This is a genomic window from Bacillus sp. JJ783, from assembly GCF_036963225.1.
GTDB classification, from domain to species: Bacteria; Bacillota; Bacilli; order Bacillales; family Bacillaceae_G; genus Bacillus_A; species Bacillus_A cereus_U.
On sequence record NZ_JBALMG010000251.1, the window covers coordinates 1 to 3,989 of the forward strand.

Genomic DNA, 3,989 nt, shown 5'->3' on the forward strand with positions numbered 1-3,989 from the left:
ATGTAAATCCCTCTATTCATTACTAAAATAACGTAGATTATAGTGTATCATATATGTTCACTTTATTATTACTAATAGGAATGTGAGAGTTAAAAAAAGACAAAGGGGAATATATAAAATAGTATCCATTCTAGCAAAATGCGTATCTTTTTTTCGTTTAAAGATACTAAAATAATAAAACTCACCAATTACCCTTATGAAAAACACAATCATACAAATCCAGGAACCCGTTTGAATAATTAAACGAGGAACTGCAAAATGAACAATATTTGCTTGTTGTAATAAAATTATTGCTGCCATACTTAATAGTAACGCAATGAATAATGTCATTCCTCCCCGAGGCGTAAACGCTTTTTCTCCAGATTTAGTTGGAATAACACTATCTGTCCCTCGCTTACCTCCGAAAGCCCAATAAACATGTAAAAAGCTAACTAAGAATAATATACAAGTAGATGTATATATAATAATAAGCATTTTGTCCTCCCATTATTTTATTGAAGTCCCCACCTTTAACATATGCTATGAATCCTTCATTAGCAATCTAAATTTAATTACATAAAAAACCCCTTAATGATTTAATCATTAAGAGGTTACTAAATTTCATTATGCATTATACCTACTTCTTCGGCGTTCCATCCTTGTTTGCCCTTGAACAGTGCCTTCATTGTATTGATCTATTTGCTCTGTCATTTCATATTTCGCAACTGGTTCTTCGTAATTATGCTCATGGACTCTTTCTGGTGTTTTATGTTTAGATGCTTTTCCACTAAACTTAAATAATTTCATTTTAAGTTTCGGTAATCTTGGAAGACGAATCTTAAAGGATAGCCTTTTTCGTTTCTTTTTTTGTTTAAATAAATTAGTATTTTCTTTATCATTGTCTTTCTCTTTACGGTGTAATAACATCGCAAGTAATCCACCTAATATAAGTCCTCCAACTAAAAGGAGGATATATAAGTAATGGCTTGTCATTAAACTCATCATACGCTCAAGTATGACTAACGACTGTACTTCTTTTATATCCCATAGTAAAGCGGCCCATAATGAGAATAAGCCCAAAGTAAGACCGTATGTACGAAATCGGAATAAACACGGAATTAACGCAATGCAAGCGGCGATTTTCGCGTTCGCAATTATTGAACTTGTTGAAATATCCTGATTCCAAATGACTAACAGTAATGTTATAAATGGCGCATATGCTATCCAGCTACATATACGTGAATATATCTTTTTCGCAAAGTAACTACCGAAACTAGTAAAAAATAAAAGTCCTCCAATATATAAAGATTGTTCAAGAGGGATTTGCTTTAACATTCCTGCAATTGGAAAGAGGCCGCTCAGTAGCATTAATAATACATCTAATTTCTTCACAATTCCCCATTCCTTTCAAATTTTCTTTTCAATTAATAAAAGTCGCTTTTCCATATGATGTAGTTTTTGTATTTCTAAAAAACATCTTAATCCTGTATGTAAATAAAGTAAATACGTAAAAGAAAAGATACATGACAAAGGATAGCCTTATTTACATGAAAAAATGACAAATCCCGCTCATTATGACTAGCAGGATTTGTATACTATTATTTATATTAATATCAATGCATCTTCTTTTTCTAAAATTATTACATCTGCATCTAATTCGTCACTGAATTCTTTAAACTCCCTTGAATCAATATCTGTAGTATAATTTTTAATTAATTTAACCATATGCATTACATGCGTATTATGAATATTTTGTTCCGAGAGCAAGGTTGATTTACAGCACATGTAATGTATCATTTTGGCGATTTCTTCTCTTTCCTCAGATTTTACACCAAACGGGATAACTTCGAGTATGTGCTGCTGTACTATCTCATTGCAATTTAATTCGTATGCAGCCGTGCTATAGTAAATTCCCATTTGATCTACAAATAATCTCGTTTCATCCATAACATATTCTTGGTCTCTAACAATATAGTTCGGTACATCTGAGTTAGTATTAATTCTAATTATGTTTATATCCTCTTTAAAATTTGGGATTATTTCAGGTGAAACCTTGATATTAACGCTTTCATTTTGCAATTCCTCTATCCAATATTTCCTCATATTTGCATCTACAATAAAATAAACTTCTTTATTTTGTTTACGTGCATCTTGTGAAATTTCAACTAATGTTTCTGACATAAATTGTTTAAAACTGACTCCTATATCATTCCTTTTTGATGGTTGTGGTAAAAACACTTTATTATTACCTATATTTAATAACGTATGATCAATTGTGCCCCATTCTTCTTGCCCATATAATTTATATAATATTTCTCTCCCATTTATTTTTGAAAAAATAGGTAAGAAATCATATTTAGACATTTTCTCAATTGATAAATTTACAATTATCCCCGGTAATTTTATCTTATTCCAACTACGCTTTAAGAATCCCTTTTGTTCTAACAAACTAAGAATGGCATTAATAATTTCTTTTTTAGATACACTTTGTCCAATAAATAAATTAATAAATGCTGAAATACGTTCCGTTCGAGCGAATCCTTCCCGAATGATTTGCTTTGGATTAATTTTTTCGCGACCATCACAATTTTTCATTGCAATTAATGCTAATTTCATTTCATTTTGCTCACCTGCCGTAACATGTACAGCTTTTACGACATCGTCTACAAGTTTCTTTTTGTTTTTATGGCTATATTGCATTCTATATGGATTTTGTAATAATTTTTCAATGTTGTATCTTTCAATTTTTAACAGCACCGGATTATCTGCATTTAATACATAGGATGAATCTTCATTTTGAGCTAAAACTATTTTGCTATCTAATAACGCTTGTTCTATCTTTATTATTATGTCATCTGACCATACTTCTAACGTAATTGTGTCTAATCCCTTTGGAGCAAATAAAGGTAATAACTCATTCTCATTATCAGTTAATACTTTTTCACATTCTGGAAGTGATGTAAAATATGGGAAGCTTAGTTGGAATTCATTAAAAAGTTCTTCTTTTTCTCTTACTTTTATACCAAATTTTATTTTTGTTCCTTGAACTTTATATATATTTTCGTTATATGGAAGAAGCACTCTTACATTAGTTCCTCTAATATACTCTTTCGGACATTGGAGAATGTCCTCTAATTTAACTTCTCCACCTATCCTATACTCATCTTTTAAATTTCTAAAACGTTTAATCCATTTTATTCCTTTTTCAGCTTGTTGCACTTTTAACTTTATAAACCTTTGCTTTTTATTATTTAATTCAAATTCAGGAGTTGAAATCAGTATTTGGCTCCGCTTCCGCCCTAAAAGTATAGGAATATCTTTATGATTATATTGTTGATAAAACCGCCTAATCCCTACGGATACTTTTAATAGTGGAATATTCTCACCTCCACGAGTTACGTATTCAAATCGATATACATAAGCGAAATAATCATGTGTTTCTTCATCTTTAATTGGCTCAGACATCGCTTCAAAAACATCTTGTGATCGCAGTGGCGAAAAATATATTTCTTCCTCGTTTTTATTTTCCATACGTAAAGGCTGTTCGCAAAAAATATGAGTAATTAAAGCTGGTACCCATTTAGAAAACGTTTTTTTATCATGTAATACTGGTAAATTACTAATTAAATCATACTGCCATTCTAAATGTGGTGGATCTATTAATTTATTCGGTTTCCAATCATGAATAACCTCATACCAGCTTTGGAAAATATAGTCTAACTGTTCTTGTCTCATTGGTTCTTTTGCTACAATCCAAGGTGTATCTTCCTTTAATACATATGGATCATGCTGAATGAACAATATATCAGAAAACATATCATACAATCTTTCATTTACAAGTTTTAATTTGCTCGTTAATAAAAATGTTCTATAATGTATCTCTACAATCTCAAGCCATTCAATAGGAAAGTAAATATACGATACTTTCTCATTATAGAGGGGTTCTACTATATTTTTAAATGTTAATAACTGTAATTTTTCCATATTATTAATACTTCCTCTCTTAATAT

The 3,989-nt window shown here is 30.3% G+C and carries 3 protein-coding genes; all 3 read right to left on the minus strand.

What is annotated here, in order from left to right:
* Positions 1-57: 57 nt before the first annotated feature.
* Entirely contained in the window at positions 58-474 is a 417-nt protein-coding gene (locus V7038_RS29165) for a DUF3995 domain-containing protein (RefSeq protein ID WP_070128418.1), read from the minus strand.
* A gap of 129 nt (positions 475-603) precedes the next feature.
* On the minus strand, positions 604-1,371 hold the full coding sequence (locus V7038_RS29170; protein WP_070139374.1) for a DUF3959 family protein: 768 nt from the start codon (positions 1,369-1,371) through the stop codon (positions 604-606).
* Positions 1,372-1,581: 210 nt separating this feature from the next.
* A complete protein-coding gene (locus V7038_RS29175; RefSeq protein ID WP_002110212.1) occupies positions 1,582-3,963 on the minus strand; it encodes a pPIWI_RE module domain-containing protein in 2,382 nt (793 codons plus the stop codon).
* Between the last annotated feature and the right edge of the window lie 26 nt (positions 3,964-3,989).